This is a genomic window from Nocardioides dubius, assembly GCF_039528155.1.
Lineage (GTDB): Bacteria > Actinomycetota > Actinomycetes > Propionibacteriales > Nocardioidaceae > Nocardioides > Nocardioides dubius.
This window is the reverse complement of record NZ_BAAALG010000011.1, coordinates 594,117-617,072: the sequence shown is the minus strand read 5'-3', so window position 1 is coordinate 617,072 and position 22,956 is coordinate 594,117. Positions and strand designations below refer to the sequence as shown.

The following is a 22,956-nucleotide window of genomic DNA, read 5'->3' as shown; positions in this document are numbered from 1 at the left end:
CCGCCCCTCTGCGGGGCGAGATACGTTGCTTCAACCCGAACCCGCGCGCATCAGGCCTTGGCACGGTCTGCGCCCTTGAGAGAGACAGGAGGTGGCACCAATGAGCAACATCAAGAAGCCGTGGACGACGAACGAGCGTCTCGTCATGCCCATTTGCGCTGCCTCCGCGCGCACTCAGCAGGCGACCGCTGCTCGCACCACGCAGGCTCACGTGGCACGCGTTGGCGTCCACGCAGCCCACGCAGCAACCGGTGCCGATTTCGGCACCTCGGGTACCCAGCACTGGAGACCACCGACTCGTTGAATCCATCAACGCATCGGCAGCCTCCAGGCCGCGGAACCCGAAACCCGGGATCCGCGGTCTTTTTGTTTCACCCGCCGCGATCACCACACCCGATCAGGTCACGAGGAGGTGACACACATGACCACCAGCGTTCTCCTGGAGCGACCCGAGCCGACACTCGGCGAGCTCCACCAAGCCGCTGAGCGAGTCGATGAGGACAGGCTGCCGTGCCGGGTCAACGACCCGGAGCTGTTCTTCGCCGAGTCGCCCACCGACGTGGAGTACGCCAAGGCCCTGTGCGAGGACTGTCCAGTCCAGGCACTCTGTCTTGCCGGCGCCCTCGAGCGCCGCGAGCCCTGGGGCGTCTGGGGAGGGCAGCTCTTTCTGCAAGGAGCTGTGATCCCCCGGAAGCGTCCCCGCGGCCGGCCACGCAAGCACGCGGCTTGAGCGCAGTAGATCAACCCGAGAAGGCAATGACATGAACTACCGAAACCGGAGCAATGAGATGGAACTAATGCATGAAGAACTGGCGCGCGCTCAAATGTCCGCGCGCCTGGGAGAGGCGCAGCGCAGGCGGGACGTCCGCGAGGCCACCCTGGCCCGCCGGATGAGTCGGCGGGCCGAGCAGGCCGCGCAGCAGGCGCGGCTCGCACTGGCTCGTCTGTAAGCCTCGAACAACGTGCAGCATCACGCTCGGGGGTCGTCCGGATGGTCCGGCGGCCCCCGAGCCCGTACAGTGAAGAAGTGGCTCTGACCTGCAGCTTCTGTGGCGCGAGTAGCGCCACCACCGACCCGGGTTCCGGTGACGCGCTGCCGCTGACCTGGTCCACGGGCGTGGAGAACGGGGCGGTGCGCTACTTCTGCGCCACCTGCACGCGCGCGAACCTGCGGGCGATGGAGGGCAAGCTCGACTCCGCCTGGTGGTGAGCCGCTACCCGGCCGGCAGCTGGTCCCACCCGCAGCCGCAGGCAGGATGGCGACCCCAGTGCGTGGTCGGGAACTCCAGGGCGGGATCGATCTCGATGGTCTGCTCGAGGGTGGCCGGCGTGCCGCCCTCGGCGAAGCTGCCGAGCTCGCGCACCGCCATCGCCGTCCCGATCGCCACCAGGTCGTGCGCGATCGGCAACGGCAGCCCGCTGGGGGTGGCCGCGCCGCGGCGCTGTTCGATCAGCAGGGGATGGTGCGGGTCGTGGTCGGTGGCGAACGCGTCGACGCAGCGCAGGCAGGTGCTGCGGCCCGGCAGCACGAACGGTCCCAGCCGGACCCGGGCGTCGTCGGCGTCGAGGATCAGGTGGGCGAGGTCGGCGCGCATCCACGCGTCGACCTGACGGCGGTCGACCGGCTCGGCGCTGAGCAGCAGCACGACCTGGGCCGCCTCCACGGCATCGGTGACGGCGATGCCGGCCGTCTCCAGCAGCGAACGCGCATGGCGTGCCCAGGTGGGCAGGCCGGCCTCGAGCACCGCCACCCGGAGCGGGTCGGCGTCCGGGGGCGCCGCGGCGGGGGTGAGCCGCACGGAGTCGGCCGCGTGCTGTTCGCGGGCGCTCGGGCCTGGGCAGGTGCCCAGCGCCCGTAGCAGGGGAGCGGAGTCCGTCACCAGGCCGCGTTCGAGCAGCTCGCAGACCAAGCGGGCCAGGAGCGGGGACAGGGCCGTCAGCGGCGGTTGGGCGGCACCGTGGCGCAGCGTGTCGAGCAGGTCGCGGACGGCGGGCAGGTCGGGGGCCAGCAGCACCCGCTCGCCGACGCCGATCTGGAGGGTCCGGGCATCACGGCGCAGGACGCGGCAGCCCGGCACCAGGATCGGGTGCACGGGGGAGGAACCAGGGCCGGCCATGCCAGGCACCCTGACACAGATGGTGCCGGCGCGGGCCGGCTCTCCACAGGCGTGATCGGTGGTGGTGCACCGAGCGCGGCGGAAAATGAGACCGAGGGTGGGTCCGGATCGGACCCACCCTCGGTTCTCGTTCGGTGTGAACCTGCCTCAGGCCTTGCCGAGGATGCGGTTCAGGTTGGTGCCACACTCGGGGCAGACGGCCTTGGCCATCCGGGTGCCCTTGTCGTTGACCTTGACCTCACCGGTGGCCTCGCGCTTGGCCTTGCACTTCACGCAGTAGAACTCACCGCTCCAGGTCTCCGCCATGACGGCCTCCTTGTTTGTCTTGTGTGTTTCACGGTCGTCGCGACGGGGGATTCGGGGAAGCCCGCCGGGGCTGAGCGTGACCGCTCGGCCACCGAAACCCTACGGCACACTCGGGCGCAGGCGTGCGCACCACCCCGCGCGGCGCGTTCGGCGGGTCGCAGGCGTGATCCGGGCGTGACCTGAGCGTGACGCACGCTCAGGGCCCCGGAGATGACGAGACGAGGCCCAGGTCGCATCGCCAGCACTTGCCTTCCCCTTGCGAGCGTGGCGACGCCGTGCGAACACGGATGGCCGGGGCCTCGTCTGGCGCAAACGCTAGGGCACGGTGTGACGGCGGTCAACGTGGGGGTCCACAGGCGGGCCTCCACTGCTGTGGAAAACTCTGTGGAGAAGTCGCCCGAGGTTGTGGAGAGGGCGACGCCTCTGTGGACGAAGAGGGGAGTGGCGGTGGCTGAGGACGCCGAGGCACAGGCAGCGTGGCACCCGGTGGCCGCGCTGCGGCGGATCGCCTTCCTGCTGGAGCGCGGGCGCGAGGACACCTACAAGGTGAAGGCGTTCCGGGCCGCCGCCGCCGCGATCCTGCCGCTGGGGGACGACGAGGTGCGTCGCCGCGCCGCGGCGGGCACCTTGACCGAGCTGAGCGGCGTCGGCGCCTCCAGCGCCCGGGTGATCGAGCAGGCGGTGGCCGGCACGGTCCCGGAGCGGCTGGCCGGCCTGGAGCAGCAGCACGCCGGACCCTTGGCGAGCGGCGGGGAGCAGCTGCGTGCGGCGCTGCGCGGGGACCTGCACTCGCACTCGGACTGGTCCGACGGTGGCTCCCCGATCGAGGAGATGGCCTTCACCGCGCTCGAGCTGGGGCACGAGTACCTGGTGCTCACCGACCACTCGCCGCGGTTGAAGGTGGCCCGCGGACTGTCGGCCGAGCGGCTGACCCGCCAGCTCGGCGTCGTCGACGCGGTCAACGAGCACCTGGACGGCAGCTTCCGGCTGCTCAAGGGGATCGAGGTGGACATCCTCGACGACGGCTCGCTCGACCAGAGCGACGAGATGCTGGCGCGCCTCGAGCTGCGGGTGGCGAGCGTGCACTCGAAGCTGGCGATGGACCGCGAGCAGATGACGCGGCGGATGGTCGCGGCGGTGCGCCACCCGCGCAGCAACGTGCTGGGGCACTGCACCGGCCGTCTGGTGACCGGAGCCCGCGGCACCCGGGCGCAGTCGGCCTTCGACGCGGAGGCGGTCTTCACCGCCTGCCGCGAGGAGGGCGTCGCGGTGGAGATCAACGCCCGCCCCGAGCGTCGTGACCCGCCGACCGCCCTGCTGGAGCTGGCCCGCGACCTGGGCTGCCTCTTCTCGATCGACAGCGACGCCCACGCTCCCGGGCAGCTCGACTTCCTCGACCACGGCTGCGCCCGGGCGCAGCAGGCGGGCATCGAAGCCGACCGAATCGTCAACACCTGGTCGATTGAGCGCCTCTTGGGTTGGGCCAACCGCTAGCGTGCAGGTGTGGAGCGTCCCGACATCGAGGTGCGCCGCTCACCGCGGCGCCGTCGCACTGTGTCGGCCTATCGCGATGGCGACAAGGTCGTGGTGCTGATCCCTGCCTCGATGTCGAAGAAGGCCGAGGCCGAGTGGGTCGAGACCATGCTGGCGCGGGTGCTGCGTCAGGAGGCGCGTCAGCGGCCCGGCGACGACGAGCTCGAGGTGCGCGCCGCCGAGCTCTCCGACCGCTATCTCGGCGGGCTCGCCGAGGCGTCCTCGGTGCGCTGGGTGGACAACCAGAACGCCCGCTGGGGCTCGTGCACCCCGGGCGATCGCTCGATCCGGATCTCGTCGCGGCTCAAGGGCATGCCGCTGTGGGTGCTCGACTACGTGATCCTGCACGAGATGACGCACCTGCTGGAGCCCAACCACGACGACAGCTTCTGGGCCTGGGTGAACCTCTACCCGAAGGCGGAGCGCGCCAAGGGGTTCCTCCAGGGCTGGTCGGTGGCCTCCGACCAGGAGGAGCCGGCCACCGACGACGCCGACTGAGTCAGCGTGACAGCACGCGGGCCCGGGAGACGGCGATCAGCTCGTGCATCTCGTCGCCGAGGTCGTCGGGCAGCGCGTCCAGCGGCCACCAGCGGACGTCGAGCGACTCCTCGCTGACGTCGTGCGCGGCATCGGCCGGCACCGTGGCCACGAAGCGGACATCGAGGTGGCGGACCGTGCCGCGGGGATCGCAGAAGCCGACCTCGTGGACGTCGATGTGCACCGGGACCGGGTCGAAGGCGAAGCCGGCCAGCCCGGACTCCTCACGCGCCTCGCGCGCCGCGACCCCGGCCAGGGTGGCGTCGCCGTCCTCGCAGTGACCGCCGAAGGCGAACCAGCGCTGGGCCTTGCCGTGCAGGTTGAGCAGCACCTGCTCCGCGTCCTCGGAGAGCACCAGCGTGCCGGCGGTCAGGTGGGCGGGAAAGCAGGAGCGCCAGACCCCGTCCGGGTGCGCGGACAGGTGGCCCAACAGCTCCTCGCGCAATGCGCTCTGGCGCGCGTCGTCGCTGTGCCACCGGCTCAGCGTCGCGGTGGCGTCGGCGTGCAGGCTCACGGGGTGGGGCCGTCCTGCGGGTCGTCGGGCGACGACGTGGGGCCCTCGCCCTCGGAGCCGTCGAGCAGGTTGCGCAGGGCGACGTCGAAGTCGTCCTCGGAGAGCTCCACCTCGGCGAGGTGGTCCTCGCGGAAGCCCAGCGGGTCGTCGAGGTCGGCTGCGGTGGGCAGCAGGTCGGGGTGCAGCCAGACGCCGTCGCGGGCCTCGATGCCCTGCCGACTGCGCAGCGAGCCCCACAGGGTGGAGGCGTCCCGCAGCCGGCGCGGGCGCAGCTCGAGGCCGACCAGGGTGGCGAAGGTCTGCTCGGCCGGGCCACCGGCGGCGCGGCGGCGACGGATCGTCTCCTGCATGGCGGATGCGCTGGGCATCCGCTCGCTGACGGCCTGGCCGACGACCTCGTCGACCCAGCCCTCGATCAGCGCCAGGACCGTCTCCAGGCGGCGCAGGGCGGCGTCCTGGGCCGGGGAGCGCTTCGGCTCCAGCAGCCCGCCGTCCATGGCCTGTTGCATGGCCTCGGTGTCCATCGGGTTGATCGCGCCCAGCTGCTCCTGGAGGCCGTCGAAGTTGAACTCCATGCCGCGGGCGTAGTCGATGACGGCCGACCACACGTAGTCGCGCAGCCACGGCACGTGGGCGAAGAGCCGCAGGTGCGCGGCCTCGCGCAGGGCCAGGTAGAGCAGCAGGTCGTCGTAGGAGGCCTGCAGGCCCTCCGCGAAGGCACGGACGTTCGTCGGCACCAGCGCAGCGCGACCGGCCGGAGCCAGGGGCAGGCCGATCTCGGTGCTGGTCAGCACGTCCTCGGCGAGGGCACCGAGCGCTTGGCCGACCTGGCTGCCGAACAGGGCGCTGCCGACCTGGTTCAACATCCCCATCAGCGGGCCGGCCATGCCGCGCGCCTCCTCGGGGATGCTGCGGCTCAGCGCGCCGACGACCTGGTCGGCTACCGGGCCGACCAGCTCCTCCCAGACCGGCATGGTCTGCTCGATCCAGTCCGCGCGGCTCCAGGTGGCGGTGGTGGTGACACCCGAGGGGAACTCGGTGGCATCGTCGAGCCAGAGGTCGGCCAGGCGCAGCGCGGAGGCGGTGGCCGCCTCGTCGCTGGCGGACGGCGTCGGGTCGGGGGTGGGCACCCCGCGGCGCGCGATGTCGCGGGCCATCGACCAGTTCACCGGGCCGTCCTGCGGCGTCATCATCGCCTGCATCTGGTTCATCAGGGTGGAGAGATCCGGCATGCCTGCGCCGAAGAACTGCTCGAACGGCGTCCCCTTGAAGGGGTTCTCCGGCTCGTCACCTGACTTGTCGACCATGACACCAAGTTACTCGCCCGCGCGAAACCGATAGGTTCCGACCATGAATTCTGCTGCCCCGGTTCGTCTGGTCGCGCTGCGTGAGCAGGCCATCGACGTCAACGAGGCGCTGGACGCCCTGGACGACCCGGCGTCGGGCGGCCTGGTGCTCTTCGTCGGCCGGGTGCGCGATCACGACCAGGAGCGGGGCGTGGTGGCGCTGGAGTACACCGCGCACCCGACCGCGCTCACCCAGCTCGAGGCCGTCTGCGCGGAGGTCGCCGCGGAGTTCGCGGTGAGTGGGCTGGCTGCGGTGCACCGGGTCGGGCGCCTGGAGATCGGCGACGTCGCGGTGGTGGTCGCCACCTGCTCGGCCCATCGCGGCGACGCGTTCGCGGCCTCGCGGGCGTTGATCGACCGGCTCAAGGAGCGGGTGCCGATCTGGAAGCACCAGATCTTCACCGACGGCGGCAGCGAGTGGGTCGGCACACCCTGACGGCTGCGTGTCCGCCGCAGGTTCGCGCACCCCGGATGGCACAGTGAGGGGGTGGAGATCCTGTGGTGGTTGGCGCCTGCGGTCGTGGTGACCGTCCTGACCATGCTCTGGGTCGGCTGGCTCGGCCGGGCCGGCCGCGGCCAGGTGGACCGCGACGTCGCGGTCCAGCGGTTGGGGGAGGGGCTGCGCACCCAGCACCAGGGCCTCACCCGTCCCACGCCGGCCGCCTCCCGTGCCCCTGACCGCAGCACCGGCGTCGCGGTGCGGCCCTCGCGCTCGGGCGCCACGGAGCAGACCAGGCGCAGCGCCTAGGGTGCGGATCGCCCGATTCGGGCAGCGTGGGGTGCTGGCCCCGTTCTGGGGACTTGCCTCACAATGAGAGGCTTTCGCCCATGAGTCGGCGTTCCCTGGCCACCGTGATCGCGGTGCCGTTGATGGTAGGTCTGTGGCTGGCTGCCGCCCTGGTGCCGGTGCCGTACGTGACCTCGCGTCCCGGCCTGACCGTGGACGTGCTCGCCGAGACCCAGGGCCAGGAGATCATCCAGATCGAGGGCCACCGCACCTACTACGACGGTGGCGAGCTGCGGATGACCACCGTGGCCTCCGACGGGGCCGAGGACAACGTCAGCCTCTTCTCCGCGCTGCGGGCCTGGCTCTCCGACGACCAGGCCGTGCAGCCGTTCGACTCCGTCTACCGTCGCGGCGAGACGAACCAGCAGAACCGCGAGGAGGCCCACCAGGACATGGTGACCTCCCAGGACGTGGCGGTGGCGGTGGCGCTCAAGGAGCTCGGCTACGAGATTCCGCTGGGGGTCAAGGTCAGCGGGGTGCCGGAGGGCTCGCCGTCCGCGGGGAAGCTCGAGGTCAACGACGAGCTGGTGCAGGTGGGGGACACGAAGGTGACCGACGCCGACGCACTGCTGGCGACGGTGAAGGAGGCGGAGGCCGGCGAGCCGCTGCCGATCGTGGTCAAGCGGGACGGCAAGCGGGTGCGGGTCGAGGTGACGCCGGAGACGGTGACCGACGACGACGGCAGCGAGCGGGTCGCGCTCGGGATCAACATCGGCACCGGGTTCGTCTTCCCCTTCGACGTGCAGGTGAACATCAACCCGGCGATCGGCGGCCCGAGCGCCGGACTGGTCTTCGCCCTGGCCATCTACGACACCCTCACCGAGGGCTCGCTCACCGGTGGACGCAACATCGCCGGCACCGGGGCGCTCGACGTCGACGGCGCGGTCGAGCCGATCGGCGGCATCCAGCAGAAGATCGCCGGGGCCCGTGACTCCGGCTCCGAGCTCTTCCTGGTGCCGGCCGCGAACTGCGCCGAGGCCGTGGGCGCCGACAACGGAGACATGCGGCTGACGAGGGTGGCCACCTTCGAGGACGCCAAGGAAGCGATCGAGGCATTCGCCGAGGACCGCGACGCGAAGCTGCCCACCTGTTCAGGAGATGACGGCAAGTGACCGATGAGCCGATGACCGACCCCGCCGACCTGCCGGCGGACCAGCCGGAGGACGAGGTGCTCGACCCGGCCCTGGCCGCGGCGGTGCTGGAGATCGAGGCGCACGCCGCCGAGTCCGGCTGGGACCAGCAGGGGCGCCTGTTCGCCCTGGTGCCGACCGCTGCACTGGTCGCCGCGGAGCCGGAGCTGGCCCGCGCGATGGGGCTCGACGCGGCCAGCGCGGAGGGCTCCTTCACGCCCGTCGAGCAGGAGCTCGCTCCTGGCCAGGTGGTCGAGGAGGTGCTCGGCTCGATCATGTGGCCCGACGGCGTGGCCGGCTGCGCGGCGATCGTGGAGCGCTACGTGCTGCCGCCCGGTGCCGACGCCGACATCCCCGAGGACGCCGAGCAGGCCCAGGCCTACGCCGCCGCGCACCCGGACCGCCAGGAGGTGCGGATGGTGGCAGGCGTGACCCGCGCCGGCGCCACCTACTGCGCGCTGCGCCTGCGCGCCCATGACGACGAGCAGTCGGTGGTCGGCGGAGTCGACCTGGTTCCCGAGCTGCTGGAAATGCTGCAAGCCACGCTGGACAATGAGGATGAGGAGTCGGGTACATGAGTGACCTGTTCGACAACGGAGAGCCGAGGCGCTCGGGAGGCACGGCCACGCCGTCGCCACCGAGGTCGCGGGCGTTGTGGATCACTCTGGCGATCGTGGTGGTGCTGTTCATCGCGTTCACCGGCTTCGCCTCGCTGTGGACCGAGCGGCTGTGGTTCGACTCGACCGGCTACGAGTCGGTCTTCTCCACGCTGCTGCGCACCAAGATCGGGCTCTTCCTGGTCTTCGGCCTGCTGATGGCGTTCGTGGTGGGGCTGAACCTGGCCCTGGCCTATCGGTTCCGGCCGATCTTCCGCCCGGCCTCGCCGGAGCAGATCAGCCTGGACCGCTACCGCCAGGCGATCACGCCGGTCCGGATGTGGCTGCTGGTCGGCGTCTCCGCCGTGGTGGGCGCCTTCGCCGGCAGCACCGCCTCGGGGCGTTGGCGCGAGTACCTGCTGTGGCGCAACGGCGGAGAGTTCGACAAGACGGACCCGTACTTCGACCGCGACATCGGCTTCTACGTCTTCGACCTGCCGTGGCTGCACTTCATCGTGAACTTCACGATGGCGATGCTGGTGATCTCCTTGATCGCCGCGGCGCTGGTGCACTACGTCTTCGGCGGCATCCGGCTGCAGTCCAAGCAGGACCGCTTCTCCGGTGCGGCCGCCGTCCAGCTCTCGGTGCTGCTCGGCCTCTTCGTGCTGGTGAAGGCGGCCGACTACTGGCTCGACCGGTTCGACCTGCTGACCGAGTCCGGCAGCCTGCACACCGGCATGGGCTACACCGACGACCATGCGGTGCTGCCGGCCAAGAACATCCTGATGTTCATCGCGATCATCTGCGCGGTGCTCTTCTTCGCCAACGTGATCCGGCGGACCTGGCTGCTGCCCAGCGTCGGCCTGAGCCTGTTGGTGCTCTCCTCGGTGCTGCTCGGGATGATCTGGCCTGCCGTCGTCCAGCAGTTCCAGGTGAACCCGTCGCAGGCGGTGAAGGAGGAGAAGTACCTCCAGAAGAACATCGATGCGACCAGGGATGCGTTCGACATCGCCGATGCCGAGGTCAGTCCGTACACCGGCCAGACCGAGCTCACGCCGGCCGAGCAGCGTGACGAGCTGGCCAACGTGCCGGGCATCCGTCTGGTCGACCCGGCGCTGATCAAGGCGACCTTCGACCAGCAGCAGCAGGTGCAGGGCTACTACGGCGTGGCCGATGTGCTCGACGTCGACCGGTACACCATCGAGGGCCAGGAGCGCGACGTCGTGATCGGCGTCCGCGAGCTGAACCAGGACGGTCTGCCCGAGGACAGCAAGAACTGGAACAACCTGCACACCGTGTATACGCACGGCTACGGGGTGATCGCCGCCTACGGCAACCAGCGCAAGGCGGACAACAAGACCGTCGTCCAGGGTGAGCCGTCGTGGGCCGAGGAGGCGCTGCCGCCCAAGGGCGCGCTGACCGACCTCAGCGAGGGCGGCTACCGCGGTCAGATCTACTTCGGTGAGAAGAGCCCCGAGTACTCCATCGTCGGCAAGCAGAACGACGACGACCGCGACGTCGAGCTGGACATCCCCAGCAACGACGAGGGCGGCAACAAGCTGAGCACCTACACGGGTGCGGCCGGCGTCGAGGTGGGCAACACCTTCCGCCAGCTGCTGTACGCGTGGAAGTTCAGCGAGCCGAACATCCTGCTCTCGAGCCGGGTGAACGAGAACTCGAAGATCCTCTACGACCGTGACCCGCGGCAGATGGTGGAGAAGGTCGCCCCGTGGCTGACCGTCGACGCCGACCCGTTCCCGGCCGTGGTGGACGGCAAGATCGTGTGGATCCTGGACGGGTTCACCACGACCGACCAGTACCCGCAGTCCGAGCGTGAGTCCTACGAGACGATGACCTCGGACTCCCTCGACCAGGGCAACGAGTTCCGCACCCTGCCCACCGACGAGATCAACTACATGCGCAACGCCGTCAAGGCGGTCGTGGACGCGTACGACGGCACGGTCACCCTGTACGCCTGGGACGAGTCGGACCCGCTGCTGGCGGCCTGGCGCGATGCCTTCCCGGGCACGGTGAAGGACCGCTCCGAGATCCCGGCGGACCTGCTCTCGCACATGCGCTACCCCGAGGACATGTTCAAGGTGCAGCGCTACCAGATGGCGGCGTACCACGTGGAGGACGCGAGCACGTTCTACACCGGTGAGTCGCGCTGGAAGGTGCCGGAGGACCCGACCGCGCGGGGCAGCCTGCAGCCGCCGTACCGGCTCTCGGTGAACTCGACGGAGGACGACGAGCAGGTCTTCTCGCTGACCTCGGTCTTCGTGCCGAACAAGCGGGAGAACCTGGCGGCCTTCGTCTCGGTGGACGGCGACGCCTCCAAGGACACCTACGGCACGTTCCGGGTGTTGGAGCTGCCACGCAACAACGCGATCTCCGGTCCGGGGCAGATGGCCAACGAGTTCAACACCAACCAGGTGATCCAGGACGAGCTGGCGCGGTTCACCCGCAACTCCAACGTGCGGGTGCTGAACGGCAACCTGCTCACGCTGCCGGTCGGTCAGGGTCTGCTGTACGTGCAGCCGATCTACACGATCCGTCAGGGCACCAGCACGGCGAACTTCCCGGTCCTGCAGTACGTGACCGTGGCGTTCGGCGACAAGGCCGCGATCGGCACCACGGTGGCCGATGCGGTGGCCAAGGTGCTCAACCTGGACGAGGGGGAGACGGCGACGCCGGACGGCACCCCGCCGGCCACCGGTGGTGAGGGCGATGGCGAGACGCCGGACCTGACCGGCCCGACCGCCGAACGGATCCGCACCCTGCTCGAGCGTGCTGACGCGAAGTTCAAGGAGGCGAACAAGGCGCTCCAGCAGGAGACGCCGGACCTGGCCGCCTACGCGACGGCGACCAGCGAGGCCGAGAAGCTGGTGACCCAGGCGCTGACCCTGGCCCAGCAGGAGCAGGCGAAGAACGACTCCCAGGCTGACGCCGACAAGGAGTAGTGCGTGTGATCGCGAGCAGCGGGTCGTCCGGATCGGGCGGCCCGCTGCTGCGTCTCCGGGCTCCGCTCAGGGGTGTTGCCGGGCCACTGCGGGACTGCCGATTTGGGTCTGTTCCCAGTTGCGGGTAATGTTCTGTTCACCGACGCGGGGTGGAGCAGCTCGGTAGCTCGCTGGGCTCATAACCCAGAGGTCGCAGGTTCAAATCCTGCCCCCGCTACAAAGACTCAGGCCCGGAATCCTCAGGATTCCGGGCCTGAGTGCATTTTGCGACGCTGGGCGCATCCAGGGGAAATCGCTGGATGCGGGCGATCGGTCGGGCTAGCCTGCGGCCTCATGGTGCGAGCTTCCGTGATCCCCGGCGAGCGGTCCCTGCCGCCTGGCTTCGCGCACCCGCATGCATCCGAGGAGGCGCGGGCCATTGCTGAGGCAGGGTTGATCCTTCGCGTCCAGGTCGGGTCAGGGGTGCACGGCACGTCGATCAGCGGCCAGGACGACCGCGACGAAATGGGCATCTGCCTCGAGCCGCGCGACTTCGTCACCGGCCTCGCACGGGTTCCTCGTGGCATCAATGGCGAGGCCGAAGTCGAGTTCGAGCAGTATCAACGCCACACCGTCTGGGACAAGCCCGGAGGACTCGCGAACCGATCCGGCGCAGGCGACCTCGACGTCGTCATCTACTCGGCGCGCAAGTGGTGCCGACTCGCGCTGGCGGGGAACCCGACGGTCCTGCTCGCGCTGTTCGTGCCGGACGAGGAAGTGGTGCTCAGGGACGAGGTAGGAGCCGAGTTGGTCGACAACGCCCACCGCTTCGTCTCCAAGCTCGCGGCGGCCAGGTTCCTTGGCTACCTACAGAGCCAGAAGTCCGCGATGCTCGGCGAATCCGGCGCGCACACCAATCGGCCGGAGTTGGTCGCCGTGCACGGCTACGACACCAAGTTCGCGATGCACGCGCTTCGCTTGGGTGTTCAGGGAGTGGAGCTGCTGCGCACCGGGCGGATCACTCTTCCCGTCCCCGAGCCGGACCTGCCATTCCTGCGGTCGGTACGCCGCGGCGAGGTCTCGCTGGCCGAGGTGCTCGAAGCGCTCGACGCATCCGAAGCTGCGCTGGTCGCGGCAGGGGCCGACGCGTTCGTCCCGGATGAGCCCGATCGGGCATGGGCCGACGACTGGCTCCACCGGTCGCACCTGGCGTACTGGGACAACCTGTAGGAAATCCTCTACACTAGACGCGTTGCTGTTGAGGATTTCCTACGGAGGTGAGCCGGGTGACGTCTACCGCGTTAGGGCTGCTCGCCATGCTCCCGGACACCTTTCGCTACACCGAGGCGCGGGAACGGCTCAACGAGCGCCAGTTCCGCTCGCTGATCGAAAGCGGCCAGATCAACGCGATCTCGCGAGGCCTGTATCGCAAGGCTGACTCGATCGGCGACGACGATCTGCTGGAGATCGCCGTGAAGGCCCCCATGGCGACGATCTGCCTGAGGTCAGCGCTGTCCAGGCACGGGCTGATCGACGACATCCCGGCCGAGTACGACATCGCGATCCCGCGGGGGAGTTGGATGCCGGAGGCGAACGCGCCCGTCAGGTGGCGGCAGTTCGACAAGGCGACGTTCAAGCTCGGCCGCGACCAGTTGGCGCTCGATGACGATCACTCAATCGGCATCTACTCCGCCGAGCGCAGCGTCATCGACGCATTCCGCCTTCGGCACCTCGACGGCGCCGATCTGGCGAACGATGCCCTCAAGCAATGGCTTCGCCAAGGCGGACAACCGTCTGAGCTGCTCCGGTTGTCGAGTTCGTTCCCACGCGCTGCGAGCGCCATCCGCAGAGCCCTGGAGATCCTGCTGTGAGCCGCATATCTCGGGGAACGCCAGAGACTGACGCCTACCTCGATCTCAAGAACCGTGCGCAGCGCGAGAAGCGCCCGACCCAGGAGCTGCTGCAGCTCTACGTCCTCGAAGCGTTTCTGAGCCGACTGGCCGCGAGTGACGTTCGGGATCGATTCGTGCTCAAAGGTGGCGTGCTGCTGGCGGCTTTCGATGAGCGCCGGCCGACGCGGGACGTGGACCTCGCTGGCCTCGACCTCGCGAACGACGCGGTGACCGTGCTCGACCTCGTTCGATCGATCGTCGAGGCGTCGCCGCCGTTGGAGGACGGGGTCGTGTTCCTGCCTGAGACGGCGGAGTCCGAGGTGATCCGGGAGGAGGACGCGTACTCCGGGGTTCGTGTCAGCATGGGCGCTCGTCTGGCGTCGGCGAACCTGCCGTTCCACGTCGACGTCAACGTCGGCGACCCGATCTGGCCAGCGCCGAGCACGGTCGAGGTCCCGCGCCTGCGCGGCGGCGAACCGATCGTGCTGGCGGGCTATCCGATCCACATGGTGCACGCCGAGAAGATCGTGACCGCGATCCAGCGGGGCGTCGCCAACACGCGGTGGCGCGACTTCGGAGACATCTGGACGCTCTCGCGGCGGCACTCCGTCTGGGCGTCCGACCTGCGCGAGGCGATCGACGCCGTCGCGGGGCACCTTGGTGCGCAACTCTCGCCACTCGCCGATGTCCTCGACGGCTACGCCGACCTTGGACAGGGACGATGGAATGCGTGGCGGCGGCGTAGCAACTCCGACCATCTGCCGGAGTCGTTCACAGAAGTACTCGAAGCGGTCATCTCTCTTGCGGATCCGGTCCTGGCCGGCGTGGCAACCGGTTCGTGGGACACCGACCGGTTTGCCTGGAGCTAGCGTCAGAAGCCCAGTTGGCGCAGATGTGGGGCGATCCCACAGTCCGTGCCCATCCAGGTGAGGTTTCGCCGGGTCCGCGTCAGCACAGCGAATCTCGGTGGTCCGCCTACCCGCGCTGGGGCAGACTGACCGGGTGCTTCTGACTGTCACCACCACGCACCGGCCGGCAACGGATCTGGGGTTCCTGCTGCACAAGCACCCGGACCGGGTGCAGGAGTTCCAGCAGTCGTTCGGGACGGTGACGGTCTTCTATCCCGAGGCCACCGAGGAGCGCTGCACGGTGGCGTTGCTGCTCGACGTCGACCCGGTCCGGTTGGCCCGCTCGCGGGCTCGCAACGCGCCCGACTTCAGCCTCGCCCAGTACGTCAACGACCGCTCGTATGCCGCCTCCTCCCTGCTCGGGGTGGCGATGGCCGACGTCTTCAGCACGGCCCGCAGCGGTCGCTGCAACTCCCGCCAGGAGCTCGCGGACACCGCGATCCCCTTGGAGATCGTGCTTCCGGTGCTGCCGTGCCGAGGTGGCCCCGACGTCGCGCACCGGATCTTCACCCCGTTGGGCTGGAGCGTCGAGGCCGAGCCGATCCCACTCGACCCCGCCTTCGCCGACTGGGGCGACTCCCGCTACGTCCGGCTCCGGCTGAGCGGCGTCCTCCGGCTGGCCGACGCGCTCAACCAGCTCCATGTGCTGCTTCCGGTCCTCGACGAGTCCAAGCACTACTGGCAGGGGCCCGACGAGGTCGACAAGCTGCTCCGCTCGGGGGAGGGCTGGCTGGCCAGCCACCCGGAGGCAGACCTGATCACCCGGCGCTACCTCGGGCGCCGGGGCAGCCTCACCCGAGTCGGTCTCGCCCGCCTCGCCGAGCTCAGCGACGACGTCACGGAGTCGATCGCCCCCGCTGACGACGAGGAGGTCCAGCAACCAGCCGAGAGGCGGGTCCCGCTCAACACCCAGCGCCACGACGCCGTCCACCAGGTCCTGCTCGACCTCGGCGCGCGCTCGGTGATCGACCTGGGCTGCGGTCCGGGGCAGTTCGTCGAGCGGCTCGTCCAGACGGCCTCCTTCACCCGCGTCGCCGGCTCCGACGTCTCCACGCGCTCGCTGCAACAGGCGGCCCGTCGGCTTCGTCTCGACCGGATGACCGAGCGCCAGGCGGAGCGCGTCGAGCTCTTCCAGGGCGCGCTCACCTACGAGGACGATCGCTATGCCGGGTTCGACGCAGCGGTCCTGATGGAGGTGATCGAGCACGTCGACCCGCAGCGCCTGGACGCTGTGGAGCGGGTCGTCTTCGGCGTCGCCCGGCCCAGGGCCGTCATCGTGACCACCCCCAACCGCGAGTACAACGTGCTCTACGAGCATCTGATCGGCATGCGGCATCCGGACCACCGCTTCGAGTGGAGTCGCGACGAGTTCGCCACCTGGTCCGAGCGGGTCGCAGCGACCCACGGCTACACCGTCGAGCGACGCGGCATCGGCGAGCTCCACACCACCCACGGCACCCCGACCCAGATGGCCATCTTCACCCGAACGGAGGCGAACGATGAGTGAGGCAACCGCCGAGCTGCGCCAGGTCGTCGTCCCGGCGATGGGGCTGATCCTGCTCGTCGGCGTCTCCGGCAGCGGCAAGTCGACCTTCGCGCGGCGTCACTTCAAGCCGACCGAGGTCGTCTCCAGCGACTTCTGCCGCGGGCTCGTCGCCGACGACGAGAACGACCAGTCCGCCACCCCGGACGCCTTCGACGTCCTGCACTACATCGTCGGCACCCGCCTGCGCCGGGGACTGCTGACCGTCGTGGATGCGACCAACGTGCAGCAGGCCGCACGAGCCTCGCTGATCAGACTCGCCAAGTCTCACGACGTGCTGGTGGACGCCCTGGTCCTCGACGCCGGTGAGTCGGTGGCTCTCGCACGCAACGCGCAGCGCCCCGACCGCGACTTCGGTGCCTCCGTCGTCAAGCGGCAGCAGCGGGACCTGGACCGCTCCCTGCGCCGGATCAAGAAGGAGGGCTTCCGCCGCGTCCACCTGCTCAGCGGTGCTGAGCAGATCGACGCCGTCGAGATCGTCCGCGAGCCGTCCTGGAACGACCGCCGGGAGCTGCGCGGCCCGTTCGACATCATCGGCGACGTCCACGGCTGTGCCGCCGAGCTCCGCACCCTGCTGGCGGAGCTCGGCTGGCGGATCGACTACGACGGCGAGCAGGCGATCGGTGCCTCCCACCCCGAGGGCCGCCAGGCGGTCTTCGTCGGCGACCTCGTCGATCGCGGCCCGGACACCCCGGGGGTGCTCCGGCTGGTGATGGGCATGTGCGCAGCCGGAACGGCGCTCTGCGTCTCCGGCAACCACGAGGCCAAGCTGGTGCGAGCGCTCAAGGGCGCCAACGTCACCGTCTCGCACGGTCTTGCCGAGTCCCTCGACCAGCTGCGCGGCGAGCCCGACGCGTTCACCCAGTCGGCACTCGCCTTCATGGACGGGCTGATCAGCCACTACGTCCTGGACGAGGGGAGGCTGGTCGTCGCGCACGCCGGGCTCAAGGAGGCCTACCACGGGCGCTCCTCGGGGCGGGTGCGCTCGTTCGCCCTGTACGGCGACACGACGGGCGAGACCGACGACTACGGCCTGCCGGTGCGCTACCCCTGGGCCGAGGAGTACCGCGGCAGTGCGATGGTCGTCTACGGCCACACGCCGGTGCCGAAGGCCGAGTGGGTCAACAACACCATCTGCCTCGACACCGGAGTCGTCTTCGGCGGCGCGCTCACCGCGCTGCGCTATCCCGAGCGGGAGATCGTCTCCGTGCCTGCGGAGCAGGAGTGGTACGAGCCGATCCGTCCACTCGTCCCCGCCGCAGGCGACCGCGAGGTCGCGGTGCTCCGGATCGGCGACGTCGCCGGCACCCGGTGGTTGGAGACGACGCACGGCGGCAAGGTGAAGGTGCCCGAGGAGAACGCCGCCGCCGCGCTGGAGGTGATGAGTCGCTTCGCGGTCGACCCGCGATGGCTGATCTACCTGCCGCCGACCATGTCACCGGTCGCCACGTCGCAGCAGGAGGGCTATCTCGAGCACCCCGAGCAGGCCTTCGAGGAGTACGCCGGCTGGGGCGTCACCCGGGTGGTCTGCGAGGAGAAGCACATGGGCTCGCGGGCGATCGCCGTGATCGCGAAGGACGCCGAGGCCGCGGCCCGCCACTTCGGCGTGGCCGATGGCAGCACCGGCGTCGTCCACACCCGGACCGGGCGCTCCTTCTTCCCGGACACGACCGAGCTCGTCGCTCGGTTGCGGGAGAGCGCCGAGCCGCTCTTCGCCTCCCTGGAGACCGACTGGCTCGCCTTGGACTGTGAGCTGTTGCCCTGGTCGGCCAAGGCGATCGAGCTGATCAAGGAGCAGTACGCGTCGGTGGGCGCGGCCGCTCGCGAGGCCTTGCCCGAGGCGCTCGACGTCCTGCAGACGGCCGCAGCGCGGGGTCTGGAGGTGAGCGCGATGATCGAGCGGACGCAGCGGCGCCGGGACAACGCTGCGGCGTTCCGTGACGCGTACGCCGGCTACGTAGGCCCCACGCAGGGGCTGGACGGCGTCACCCTCGCGCCGTTCCAGATCCTTGCTGCCCAAGGGCGCGCGCTGGCCGTCACCCAGCCGCACGAGTGGCACCTGGCCGAGCTGGCACGGATGGGTGGCGACCTGATCACGCCGACCCGACACCGCTTCGTCGACCTCACCTCCGCCACGGAGCGGGAGGCGGCCACCCAGTGGTGGCGGGAGCTGACCGCGGCCGGCGGCGAGGGGATGGTCGTCAAGCCGGCCCATCTCACCCAGGGCCGGGTGCAGCCCGGAATCAAGGTGCGCGGGCGCGAGTACCTGCGGATCATCTACGGGCCCGACTACACCGACTCGCTCGACGTGCTCCGGAACCGGAACCTCGGCAAGAAGCGACAGCTCGCGCTGCGCGAGCACGGCCTGGGCCTGGAGGCGCTGACCGCGTTCGTCGACGACGAGCCGCTCTGGAAGGTGCACCAGGCCGTCTTCGCGGTGCTGGCCTTGGAGTCTGAGCCGGTCGACCCGCGCCTGTAGGACGGCGCCGGGTGCTAGCGCAGGATGCCGTCCTGGCGCGCGGTGGCGACCGCGGCGGTGCGCGAGGAGACGCCGAGCTTGGTGTAGATGTGCACCAGGTGGGACTTCACGGTCGCGTCGCTGATGTGCAGCCGGGTGGCGATCTCGCCGTTGGTGGCGCCGGCGGCCACCAACTGCAGGACCTCGATCTCGCGGGTGCTGAGGCTCGGCTGCGGGGAGCGCATCCGGGCCAGCAGCCGCCCGGCGATCGCCGGCGCCAGGGCGGTCTCGCCTGCGGCGGCGGCACGGATCGCGGTGATCAGCTCGTCCGGTGGGGCGTCCTTGAGCAGATAGCCACTGGCGCCGGCCTCGACGGCACCGAGGATGTCGCCGTCGGTGTCGTAGTTGGTCAGCACCAGCACCGCCGGCGGATCGGGCAGCGCACGGATCCGGCGGGTGGCGTCGGCGCCGGTCTCCTCGGTGCCGAACTGGAGGTCCATCAGGACGATGTTGGGCATCGCCTCGACGGTCAGCGCGACCGCCGCGTCGGGCGTCGCGGCCTCGCCGATCACCTCGAGGTCGGCATCACCGGCCAGCATCGCCCGCAGCCCGGCCCGGACGACGGGGTGGTCGTCGGCCAGCACGATCCGGATCATCGCTGGGCTCCTGCATCGGGTGCGAGCGGCAGACGCGCGGTGACGGTGGTGCCCCGCCCCGGCACCGAGGCGACCTCCAGGGTGCCGTCGAGCTGGGCCACGCGCTCGCGCATCGCCTGCAGCCCGAAGGAGTCCGCCTCGTGCGAGTCGGCGACGGCGTGGGCGACGTCGAAGCCGCGCCCGTCGTCGCGGACCACCAACGAGACGCCGTCGACGTCGTCGATCAGCTCGACCGCGACGTGTGAGGCCTGCGCATGGCGCACCGCGTTCGACAGCGCCCCCTGGGCGACGCGCAGCAAGGCGGTCTGGGTGCCCATCGGCAGCTCGAGGTCGGCAGCGGTGACCTCGATCGGCGTCGCTGCGCGCCGGGACTGCTCCTCGCCGAGCCGGTGCAGGGCCGCGGCGAGTCCCTTGTCGAGCCGGGCCGGGGTCAGCTCGCGGATGATCTGCCGGGTCTCGGCGAGGCTGTCGGCCGCCGTCTCCCGCGCCAGCCGCAGGTAGCCGGCACCCGGCTCGGGGGTGTCGCGCTCGGCGGCGCGCAGCAGCATCTGGATCGAGGAGAGGCCTTGCGCGACGGTGTCGTGGATCTCCCGAGCGAGCCGGGCCCGCTCGGCCAGAGCGCCCTGCTCCCGCTCGGTGTCGGCCAGCTGCTGGCGGGTCTGCAACAGCTCGGCCAGCAGGCGCTCGCGCTCCGTGGCCTCCTGGATCAACGCGCGGTAGGCGCGGCCGATCAGCAGCGCCGCGCCCGCACCCACCAGCGGGCCGATCACACCGCCGACGCTGAAGCCCAGATGCAGGCCGAGCGCGATGATCGCGAAGACGGTGGTGCTCACCACCGCGGCGACCCCGCCAGGCCCCGGGAGCAGCTGCAGGTAGAGGAAGAACAACGGGAAGACGATGAACGCTGCCTCCGGGCTGAGCCACACCAGCAACGCCCAGAGCAGGGTGAGCAGCGCCAGCCAGGCCAGCGCGATGCGGCGCGGCGCGCGGGCGGTGCTGCCGGTGCGTGCGGTCCAGGCGCCGGCCAGGTAGACCGCGACGAAGGCGAACCCGAGCAGGAGCGCGCCGACGGCCTCGGGGGAGGAGACCACGAAGGCACGTGCCACCGCGAACGCCGCGAGCCCGAGGAACAGCACGTGGAGGCCGAGGCGGAGGCCGGCGAAGACCGGAGCGAGCGTCGAGTGCGCCATGACTCCTCCAGCCTAGGCGAGCAGAGCCGTCCGGCCATCAACCGAAAGTTGGAGTGCGAATCCGATGGAAAGGGCGATGGCTCGCAGGTGCTCGCGAGCGAGCCTTGAGGTGGTGCTCGTGCAGAGTGTGCGAGCGGAGAGGGAGCACCTTGTTCGTCGCCTGGAGAGAGCTGCGCTTCGCCCGCGGCAGGTTCGTGCTGATGGGAACGGTGGTCGCGCTGATCACCCTGCTCGTCGGCTTCCTCGCCGGGCTGACCGGCGGGCTCGCCTCCCAGAACGTCTCCGCGGTCCTGGAGCTGCCCGGCGACCGTCTTGTCCTGCAGCAGCCGGTGAGCGGCGATTCCAGCTTCGCGACGTCCACACTGGACCCGGGCACGGTCCGGGCCTGGCAGCAGGCCGACGGCGTCGAGGCGGCGACGCCGGTCGGCATCGCCCAGGCGCGGGCGTCGTCGGCGAGCTCGGGCGACCCCCGTGGCGTCGCCCTGTTCGGGATGCCCGCGGCGGCGCCGGGCACCGCCCAGAGCAGCCTCTTCGCGCTCGCCCCCAGCCGCGACGGCGAGGTCGGCCTGTCCGCGGGCGCCGCCGACGAGTTGCACGCCCAGCGCGGCGACACGATCACGGTTGCCGGCAACGACTTCACCGTCGCCTCGATCGGTGGCGACCTCTGGTACAGCCACACGCCCGTCGTCGCGATGACTCCGCAGGCGTGGAGCGCGGCGAGCCAGAGCGTGGGCGGCACCGGCGAGGCCACCGTGCTCGCCGTGACCGGCTCGCCCGACTGGGACGACGTCGCCGAGCAGACCTCGACGGAGGCCCGCAACCCACTGGCCAGCCTGACCGCGCTGGAGGCCTTCACCTCCGAGATCGGGTCCTTGGGCCTGATGATCGTGATGCTCTTCGGGATCTCCGCGCTCGTGGTGGGCGCCTTCTTCACCGTGTGGACCATGCAACGGGCCGGCGACATTGCGGTGCTCAAGGCGCTCGGCGCCACCACCGGCTCGCTGGTGCGCGACGCCCTCGGCCAGGCGCTCGTCGTGCTGCTCGCCGGGATCGGGGTGGGGCTGCTCGCCGTCCTGGGCCTGGGCGCGGTGGCCGAGCAGGCCCTGCCGTTCATCGTCAGTCCGCTGACCACGTTGGCCCCGGCGCTGGTGATGGCGGCGCTGGGCCTTGCCGGCGCGGCCTTCGCCCTGCGCTCGGTCACCAGGGCCGACCCCCTCACCGCACTCGGGAGCAATCGATGATCGAACTGCGCAACGTCACCCTCACCTTCGCCGACGGCGAGAGCCGGATCACCGCGGTCGACGACGTCACCCTGCGTGGCGAGAACGGCACCGTCACCGGCATCACCGGCCCGTCCGGCTCGGGCAAGTCGAGCATCCTGGCGGTCGCCGCCACGCTGATCCGCCCCGACTCGGGCGCCGTCCTGATCGGCGACGGCAGCGAGCTGATCGACGCCACCCGGGTGTCCAAGCCCGAGGCGACGGCCCTGCGCCGCGAGCGGATCGGGATCGTCTTCCAACAGTCGAACCTGCTGCCGGCGCTGACCGCACGCGAGCAGCTGCAGGTGATGGCGCACCTCGGCGGCAGGAACGGCCGCGGCCGGGTGGCGAAGGTCGACGCGCGCGTCGACGAGCTGCTCGATGCGGTCGGCCTGGCCACGCATGCCGGCAAGCGCCCGCACCAGCTCTCGGGCGGGCAGCGGCAACGGGTGGCGATCGCGCGGGGTCTGGTCCACGACCCGGAGGTGCTGCTGGTGGACGAGCCGACCAGCGCCCTGGACCAGGAGCGCGGGGCGGAGATCATGCAGCTGATCGCGCGGCTCACCCGCGAGCGGGAGACCGCCACGCTGCTGGTCACCCACGATCTGGTGCACCGCGACGCGCTCGACGAGCTGGTCACCGTGGTCGACGGCCGGATCGCCAGCGCGGTCGGGGCAGCCGGCCACTGACCCGGTCGCGGTCCGGGCTAGGGGGAGTCGAGGTCGTCCAGCAGCGCGCGCAGCGCCTGCGGCGCATCCGCAGCGAGGTCCGCCCGGAGCAGCCGGACGTCGCCGCGGTCCAGACCCTGCTCGAGGACCGGACCGACCAGCTCCGGGTCGGCCGCACTGCTGAGCAGCATCAGGGCCGAGGTTCCGGGGCGCAGCTGCTCTCCGACCTCGGCGAGGAACTCCTCGTCGATGCCGGTCCCGCGAAGCCGTTGCGCGAGCGCGGCAAGGCCGGCACCGACCCCGGCGCCCACGCCGGGCACCAGGAACAGCGCCCCGGCGAGCACGCCGACCACCGACCCGCGTACCGCCGCGGTCGCCGTCGCGTGGTGCAGATGACCGATCACCGGGCGCTCGGCCTCGGGCATCCAGGTCACGGTGATCGCGTCGTGCACGGTCAACCCGCCGCGCTGCACGAGGTCCTTCACGCGCACCTCGCCGGCCCCGGCACCGGCAGCGGTGTCGAAGAGCCAGACGGTGAGGCTGGTGGCGGGGTTCGAGGGCACGGGGTGCTCCTTCG

At 70.6% G+C, this 22,956-nt stretch carries 23 protein-coding genes and 1 tRNA gene; 17 read left to right on the top strand and 7 right to left on the bottom strand.

The window, feature by feature from the left end:
* The first annotated feature begins 421 nt into the window (after window positions 1–421).
* Together ABD151_RS16115 and ABD151_RS16110 are read left to right on the top strand one after the other, a co-directional pair.
* Window positions 422–730 carry a WhiB family transcriptional regulator gene (locus ABD151_RS16115; RefSeq protein WP_343995793.1) on the top strand — a complete coding sequence of 103 codons (309 nt, stop codon included), beginning with the start codon at window positions 422–424 and terminating at the stop codon, window positions 728–730.
* A gap of 297 nt (window positions 731–1,027) precedes the next feature.
* On the top strand, window positions 1,028–1,210 hold the full coding sequence (locus ABD151_RS16110) for a hypothetical protein (protein WP_343995792.1): 183 nt from the start codon (window positions 1,028–1,030) through the stop codon (window positions 1,208–1,210).
* Between the two features lie 4 nt (window positions 1,211–1,214).
* Here the strand turns inward: ABD151_RS16110 and ABD151_RS16105 are convergent, their stop codons facing one another.
* Window positions 1,215–2,117, bottom strand: coding sequence for a hypothetical protein (locus ABD151_RS16105; RefSeq protein WP_343995791.1), 903 nt, complete (start codon window positions 2,115–2,117; stop codon window positions 1,215–1,217).
* A gap of 147 nt (window positions 2,118–2,264) precedes the next feature.
* On the bottom strand, window positions 2,265–2,423 hold the full coding sequence (locus ABD151_RS16100) for a DUF5679 domain-containing protein (protein WP_181407747.1): 159 nt from the start codon (window positions 2,421–2,423) through the stop codon (window positions 2,265–2,267).
* 447 nt (window positions 2,424–2,870) lie between these two features.
* Here ABD151_RS16100 and ABD151_RS16095 point away from each other — a divergent pair, with 447 nt between their 5' ends.
* Window positions 2,871–3,917 (top strand): PHP domain-containing protein, encoded by a 1,047-nt coding sequence (locus ABD151_RS16095; protein WP_343995790.1) that lies wholly within the window; start codon window positions 2,871–2,873, stop codon window positions 3,915–3,917.
* A gap of 9 nt (window positions 3,918–3,926) precedes the next feature.
* On the top strand, window positions 3,927–4,454 hold the full coding sequence (locus tag ABD151_RS16090) for a YgjP-like metallopeptidase domain-containing protein (protein WP_343995789.1): 528 nt from the start codon (window positions 3,927–3,929) through the stop codon (window positions 4,452–4,454).
* Window position 4,455: 1 nt separating this feature from the next.
* Here ABD151_RS16090 and ABD151_RS16085 read toward each other — a convergent pair whose 3' ends face one another.
* Both ABD151_RS16085 and ABD151_RS16080 read right to left on the bottom strand, forming a co-directional pair.
* Window positions 4,456–5,007 carry an NUDIX hydrolase gene (locus ABD151_RS16085; protein ID WP_343995788.1) on the bottom strand — a complete coding sequence of 184 codons (552 nt, stop codon included), beginning with the start codon at window positions 5,005–5,007 and terminating at the stop codon, window positions 4,456–4,458.
* Entirely contained in the window at window positions 5,004–6,314 is a 1,311-nt protein-coding gene (locus ABD151_RS16080; RefSeq protein ID WP_343995787.1) for a zinc-dependent metalloprotease, read from the bottom strand. The genes ABD151_RS16085 and ABD151_RS16080 overlap by 4 nt, the downstream gene beginning before the upstream one ends.
* Window positions 6,315–6,357: 43 nt before the next feature.
* On the opposite strand from ABD151_RS16080, the gene ABD151_RS16075 reads away from it, so the two are divergent.
* From ABD151_RS16075 to ABD151_RS16025, 11 genes are all read left to right on the top strand, one after another.
* Window positions 6,358–6,789, top strand: a complete 432-nt coding sequence (locus tag ABD151_RS16075) for a molybdenum cofactor biosynthesis protein MoaE (RefSeq protein ID WP_343995785.1) — start codon at window positions 6,358–6,360, stop codon at window positions 6,787–6,789.
* A gap of 51 nt (window positions 6,790–6,840) precedes the next feature.
* The gene (locus ABD151_RS16070; protein ID WP_343995784.1) at window positions 6,841–7,101 is read left to right on the top strand and encodes a hypothetical protein; all 261 of its coding nucleotides are present in this window, start codon (window positions 6,841–6,843) and stop codon (window positions 7,099–7,101) included.
* A gap of 80 nt (window positions 7,102–7,181) precedes the next feature.
* Window positions 7,182–8,252, top strand: coding sequence for a YlbL family protein (locus ABD151_RS16065; protein ID WP_343995783.1), 1,071 nt, complete (start codon window positions 7,182–7,184; stop codon window positions 8,250–8,252).
* On the top strand, window positions 8,249–8,848 hold the full coding sequence (locus ABD151_RS16060) for a PPA1309 family protein (protein WP_343995781.1): 600 nt from the start codon (window positions 8,249–8,251) through the stop codon (window positions 8,846–8,848). Before ABD151_RS16065 ends, ABD151_RS16060 begins: the two co-directional genes overlap by 4 nt.
* Entirely contained in the window at window positions 8,845–11,826 is a 2,982-nt protein-coding gene (locus tag ABD151_RS16055; protein ID WP_343995780.1) for a UPF0182 family membrane protein, read from the top strand. Before ABD151_RS16060 ends, ABD151_RS16055 begins: the two co-directional genes overlap by 4 nt.
* Window positions 11,827–11,969: 143 nt before the next feature.
* Window positions 11,970–12,043 (top strand) — tRNA-Met (locus tag ABD151_RS16050).
* A gap of 116 nt (window positions 12,044–12,159) precedes the next feature.
* Entirely contained in the window at window positions 12,160–13,035 is an 876-nt protein-coding gene (locus ABD151_RS16045) for a DNA polymerase beta superfamily protein (RefSeq protein WP_343995779.1), read from the top strand.
* A gap of 47 nt (window positions 13,036–13,082) precedes the next feature.
* Window positions 13,083–13,676 carry a type IV toxin-antitoxin system AbiEi family antitoxin domain-containing protein gene (locus tag ABD151_RS16040; protein ID WP_343995778.1) on the top strand — a complete coding sequence of 198 codons (594 nt, stop codon included), beginning with the start codon at window positions 13,083–13,085 and terminating at the stop codon, window positions 13,674–13,676.
* Window positions 13,673–14,566 carry a nucleotidyl transferase AbiEii/AbiGii toxin family protein gene (locus tag ABD151_RS16035; RefSeq protein ID WP_343995777.1) on the top strand — a complete coding sequence of 298 codons (894 nt, stop codon included), beginning with the start codon at window positions 13,673–13,675 and terminating at the stop codon, window positions 14,564–14,566. Before ABD151_RS16040 ends, ABD151_RS16035 begins: the two co-directional genes overlap by 4 nt.
* Before the next feature lie 133 nt (window positions 14,567–14,699).
* Window positions 14,700–16,112 (top strand): 3' terminal RNA ribose 2'-O-methyltransferase Hen1, encoded by a 1,413-nt coding sequence (locus ABD151_RS16030; RefSeq protein ID WP_343995776.1) that lies wholly within the window; start codon window positions 14,700–14,702, stop codon window positions 16,110–16,112.
* Window positions 16,105–18,627, top strand: coding sequence for a polynucleotide kinase-phosphatase (locus ABD151_RS16025; RefSeq protein ID WP_343995775.1), 2,523 nt, complete (start codon window positions 16,105–16,107; stop codon window positions 18,625–18,627). The genes ABD151_RS16030 and ABD151_RS16025 overlap by 8 nt, the downstream gene beginning before the upstream one ends.
* A gap of 14 nt (window positions 18,628–18,641) precedes the next feature.
* Here ABD151_RS16025 and ABD151_RS16020 read toward each other — a convergent pair whose 3' ends face one another.
* Window positions 18,642–19,262, bottom strand: coding sequence for a response regulator (locus ABD151_RS16020; RefSeq protein WP_343995774.1), 621 nt, complete (start codon window positions 19,260–19,262; stop codon window positions 18,642–18,644).
* Window positions 19,259–20,452, bottom strand: coding sequence for a sensor histidine kinase (locus ABD151_RS16015; RefSeq protein WP_343995773.1), 1,194 nt, complete (start codon window positions 20,450–20,452; stop codon window positions 19,259–19,261). The genes ABD151_RS16020 and ABD151_RS16015 overlap by 4 nt, the downstream gene beginning before the upstream one ends.
* Window positions 20,453–20,652: 200 nt before the next feature.
* Here ABD151_RS16015 and ABD151_RS16010 point away from each other — a divergent pair, with 200 nt between their 5' ends.
* Together ABD151_RS16010 and ABD151_RS16005 are read left to right on the top strand one after the other, a co-directional pair.
* Complete coding sequence (locus tag ABD151_RS16010) at window positions 20,653–21,693, top strand: ABC transporter permease (RefSeq protein ID WP_343995772.1); 1,041 nt, start codon at window positions 20,653–20,655, stop codon at window positions 21,691–21,693.
* A complete protein-coding gene (locus ABD151_RS16005) occupies window positions 21,690–22,400 on the top strand; it encodes an ABC transporter ATP-binding protein (protein ID WP_343995771.1) in 711 nt (236 codons plus the stop codon). The genes ABD151_RS16010 and ABD151_RS16005 overlap by 4 nt, the downstream gene beginning before the upstream one ends.
* Before the next feature lie 17 nt (window positions 22,401–22,417).
* Here the strand turns inward: ABD151_RS16005 and ABD151_RS16000 are convergent, their stop codons facing one another.
* Complete coding sequence (locus ABD151_RS16000; protein WP_343995770.1) at window positions 22,418–22,942, bottom strand: DUF1269 domain-containing protein; 525 nt, start codon at window positions 22,940–22,942, stop codon at window positions 22,418–22,420.
* Window positions 22,943–22,956: the final 14 nt, after the last annotated feature.